This window comes from Calothrix sp. UHCC 0171, assembly GCF_034931845.1.
Lineage (GTDB): Bacteria > Cyanobacteriota > Cyanobacteriia > Cyanobacteriales > Nostocaceae > Brunnivagina.
The window spans coordinates 1-4,075 of record NZ_JAYGHN010000099.1; the positions used below are offsets into that span (position 1 = coordinate 1).

Genomic DNA, 4,075 nt, shown 5'->3' on the forward strand with positions numbered 1-4,075 from the left:
GACGGTTCATTTTTAATGATCAAAGTCTCAAAATCGAAAGCTACCCGACTAAGCGACAGAAAGGTTTTTGAAACCGGAGGGGGTCGCGTATTTCGGGTAACTTTGCAATCACATGAAATCAAATCAACCAAATCAGAGTAATACGCTCTTACTACTCTCGTTTGAATGAAAGGAATAGCTAACCCATTATGTCGGATCAATACACCGAAAAACAACTACAAAATTACGAGAATGCAAAATCGGAAGCTGCCAAAGATGATGCATTGTATCGTTTGGGAACCCATCTGGAGGTATTACCCTGCAATGGTAATGCCCAACTAACACCCGAACAGCGCGACACAGTTTTAGATGCTGCAAGGAAGGGTGACAGCAATGCCTGAACTTAACCAAAGCCTCTATAACACCTGCTACGAATCCCTCACAGGATCAGATGTCCCCGAACATTTAGCGGACGCAGTCGCTCGAATTGTCGCTGTTGATGATCCGAATTTACCTAATCTCGGACGCAACGAAATTGATATTGAGTTGTGTGGTGAAGCCGTGCAGATTCTTCTCACTCCAGATAAGGAGGAGGGTGACTAATGCCAAATGACGCTACCACATATTTACTTGTGGGAGCGGCTCTAATTGTCGTCTCCCATTATTTCTACCAACAAAACCAAGAATTAAACGCCAAAGTTAACACCTGTCAGGCTGAATTTCGCGGGTTTCGTGAGGGTGTTATTTATGGAAAATAACCGCTTGCGTCGTGTCGAATGGGTTGATTTAAACTTACCCAGTTTGCGAGACTTCGACCGCTTTTTAGGTTGGATGGTTGGAAGGGTTCTATTTTCCGGCTGGTTATTTTCAATCAGTACAATTCGCGTTGCTGCAAAAATCATTGTTTCCCTCTGCGATCAAACAGAACGCGCTAGCCGTCACATTCTCGCAGTTTACGAACAGTTACCCCATCGGGGGATGTTGGGCACAAACGTTATTGATGTCACCGCAGCGCCCTTGCCTTTATACCCCGAAACCATCATTACAAACTTACTGCAAGCGATTGAAGGTAAGCACGTTTTGATTGTTGGGGACACTGGCACGGGTAAATCAACGATTGCCCAATGGCTAGCTTACCAAGTCGGGGGTGACATTACTGTATATGACCCCGACGCTTCCCCCGACGAATGGACAGGTTTAAATGTCGTTGGACGCAAGGGAAATTTTAGTGCGATCGCCGAAGCGATGGAAGCTGACTTAGAGGAATTGCAACGACGGATCGAGCTTCGCGGTGAGGGTGGTGACAAAGCCTTAGCTGGACTGGATTCCGTAACCATTGCCGAAGAATTCCCCTTGCTGGTTTCTGAGGTTGATATAGCCTCAGAATGGCTAATTAAACATGGCAACCGAGGCAGAAAACCAAAACGTTTTATCGTGGCACTCGCACAGGATGACTCAGTTAAAACGCTCGGAATTGAGGGACAAGGTAACGCCCGTAAGAACTTTAGGTTTGTTCGTCTGGGAAAATTTGCAGTTAACCACGCCAAACAGCTTAAAGACACTGCGGTTGAAGAGTGGTTAAAGCAGGGGAAATATCGGTGCATGGTCGAGGATACACCGTGTCAACTGCCAGACTTGGCTAGTTTTAATATGTTTGTACCACGGGTGTCGCTGCAACCGAGTTTTCAGGATGTAAAAACGGCTGAAACCACCGTAGAAACGGAATTACAGCCGATTTCTAACCCCGAAAACCAAGTTTCTGATTCCCTTCTAAAAGCCGTAAAAGCCTGTTTGGAAGCTGGTTTCAGCGATAGCAAACTGATTAAGGAGGTACTTGGATTTTCTGGCAGTCGGTATAAGGAGGGTAAGCAAATTTTGGAAAAAATGAAGGGGGAACTGGGTAAATAAAAAAGTGCGATCGCACAGAACCGTGAGTAATGCGATCGCACTTAAGGATTATTTGGTGTATCTACGTTCTTCGGGAAATTCAGTTATAGCTTACTTATGGGCGATATTATCCACAACGAACAGGGAATTAATCCGTATCAATGTCAAAATTGCGGGTCTGTAGATTCTGAATTTAATGAGATTGGAAAGTTTTATATGTGTCACGTTTGCGCCCACGTTTGGGCATTCGACAGGGATGACCCCGACTATGAAGAGATTGGCGAGGCTCTTTGTTTCGTTGATAAAAATGGTGATTGGTTTCCAATGAAGTCGAGTTCAAAATGAAAAAGACTGTTCCAATCAATAAAATAGATTATGCAGTTTTAACCATTGCTTTAAGTCATGCACTGAGAATCATTTCGGACAATCATAAAGTTCCATTTTCTAAGGTACATGATGATTTAATAAAGCTTTCATCTGAACAAGCAAAAAGCCTTAAGGCGGAATATATAGAACAGATTGCGAATGCTTACCTTAATGCCCCAAAAGATTCGACAGGTCTAGGTTGTAAAGACGTAGGTACTGTATTAGCTATTGAATTTACGCAATAGTAATAGATAAGAATTAACAAGGATATGTATGACTGAAAAATCAAAAGTTGGATTAAATATTGAGCAATTGGATAACGGATGCTACGACATCAAAATATCCATTACCAACACTTCCCCCGACATGGCGACAGAAGCAATCAAACGATTGCAAATAGCAGTTTCAAATTTACCCACTCCCCCAACTCCTATTCCCCCATTAACAACGCCTGACGAGCCAGCTTGACCAACTGGCGAAACGTTAACCCTAAGGGTTAACGTCGCGGCTTGGGTCCAAACCAAATCGCCAATATTGAAATAGCTATTTAGGGCTTTGAGACAGAAGTAAGCTTTAGCTTTTTTAAATTCGCAAGCTCGGTAGCTGTGCAATATTGTTACCCTGATGCCTTGAGAGTGAATTAAGCTCTACACGGGCTTTTGGGTGATTCGCAGGCATTCTCACAGGGATTATTTGTACGCCACCCCATGAAAAAAACACTCAGAATATTAGGGCTTGATGTCAGCAAGTCCACTGTTTCAGCATGTTTATTGACTGAGAAGCCTAACGAACCACGTCAATTTTATTACAGTTACGACTTTAAACTTTTTCCAGCAATTCGTGAGGGACTTGATGCAATGTTGGCACTCAACCCCGACATCGCAATAATGGAACCGACGGGAACTAATTACAGCAAAATTTGGAGCGAACATTTAACCCGCAATGGGGTAGAAGTTAAGCTAGTTGGACATAAAGAACTACGTAGTTACCGCGCTCATCATCTGGCATTACCAGACAAAGATGATAATGCTGACTCTTTAGCGTTAGCTTGTTACTGGTTCGATTATTGCAATGACACCAAGCGTTTTGTTAGAAACTACGACTTACAAATATCCCGAATACGGCAATTAGTTCTTAGATTAGAACATCTCAACAGGGTTCAATCTCCTGTAATTAATAGATTGCGTCAGGATTTAGCTTGGCAATTCCCAGAAGTTGCACTGGTAAAGTCGAAGCGTAGTGTACATGGTTCACTCCCGTTACTTTGGGCATGGATATCACAGCAACGAAACTCGAAACATTATGATTCTCTTTACTCAAAAACCATTGGTTTAGGGTTAGAGGAATCAACTAGGGAACGGGCGGGAATTATTTGTAGTTTACAAAACCAAGAATATTGCATTGAAAAAGAGTTGCGATCGCACTTAAAGGAAGCACAGTTTACACCTTACTTTGAAGTATTTGAGGAATTTGGATTTGGTTTTCGGCTAAGTGCAATTCTCATTGCCTACATTTACCCGATTGAAAATTTCCTCATCGATGGCAAGCCTGAAGTGCAATTTCATCGTGGTCGTCACTCAAAGAAGCCAACAAAGCGTTATTTGTCGTTGAGACGATTTCAAAAAACTCTCGGTTTAGCTCCCTCGCTGGAAGCATCAGGAGATAAAAAAGGATTAAAAACCTCGGATGGTTCCCGGTTGTGTCGTAAAGCTATGTGGCAATGGGTGTTTTCAAGTTTAGAGCCAAAATTCCGTAGATTAGACAACCCGACCGCTAAAACTTTGTGGGAATATTTAGATGCTGAGAAGTCTAACGGGAAGCCGATCCGATTAGTGCGATCGCG

Annotated in this window: 8 protein-coding genes; 7 read left to right on the forward strand and 1 reads right to left on the reverse strand. The window is 42.9% G+C overall.

Annotated elements, in window-relative coordinates:
- Positions 1 to 188: 188 nt before the first annotated feature.
- The 6 genes from VB733_RS27380 (at position 189) to VB733_RS27405 (ending at position 2,477) form a co-directional block, all read left to right on the forward strand.
- Positions 189 to 380 carry a hypothetical protein gene (locus tag VB733_RS27380; protein ID WP_323343193.1) on the forward strand — a complete coding sequence of 64 codons (192 nt, stop codon included), beginning with the start codon at positions 189 to 191 and terminating at the stop codon, positions 378 to 380.
- The gene (locus VB733_RS27385; protein ID WP_323343194.1) at positions 373 to 582 is read left to right on the forward strand and encodes a hypothetical protein; all 210 of its coding nucleotides are present in this window, start codon (positions 373 to 375) and stop codon (positions 580 to 582) included. Before VB733_RS27380 ends, VB733_RS27385 begins: the two co-directional genes overlap by 8 nt.
- A complete protein-coding gene (locus VB733_RS27390; RefSeq protein ID WP_323343195.1) occupies positions 582 to 737 on the forward strand; it encodes a hypothetical protein in 156 nt (51 codons plus the stop codon). The genes VB733_RS27385 and VB733_RS27390 overlap by 1 nt, the downstream gene beginning before the upstream one ends.
- Positions 727 to 1,887: an ATP-binding protein gene (locus VB733_RS27395; protein WP_323343196.1), complete on the forward strand. Its 1,161-nt coding sequence runs from the start codon at positions 727 to 729 to the stop codon at positions 1,885 to 1,887. Before VB733_RS27390 ends, VB733_RS27395 begins: the two co-directional genes overlap by 11 nt.
- Positions 1,888 to 1,891: 4 nt before the next feature.
- On the forward strand, positions 1,892 to 2,050 hold the full coding sequence (locus VB733_RS27400) for a hypothetical protein (RefSeq protein ID WP_323343197.1): 159 nt from the start codon (positions 1,892 to 1,894) through the stop codon (positions 2,048 to 2,050).
- A 157-nt stretch (positions 2,051 to 2,207) separates the two neighbouring features.
- Positions 2,208 to 2,477: a hypothetical protein gene (locus VB733_RS27405; protein WP_323343198.1), complete on the forward strand. Its 270-nt coding sequence runs from the start codon at positions 2,208 to 2,210 to the stop codon at positions 2,475 to 2,477.
- 81 nt (positions 2,478 to 2,558) lie between these two features.
- Here VB733_RS27405 and VB733_RS27410 read toward each other — a convergent pair whose 3' ends face one another.
- Positions 2,559 to 2,843: a hypothetical protein gene (locus tag VB733_RS27410; protein WP_323343199.1), complete on the reverse strand. Its 285-nt coding sequence runs from the start codon at positions 2,841 to 2,843 to the stop codon at positions 2,559 to 2,561.
- A 96-nt stretch (positions 2,844 to 2,939) separates the two neighbouring features.
- Here VB733_RS27410 and VB733_RS27415 point away from each other — a divergent pair.
- On the forward strand, positions 2,940 to 4,075 hold a 1,136-nt coding region (locus VB733_RS27415; RefSeq protein WP_323343200.1), incomplete at its 3' end, for an IS110 family transposase.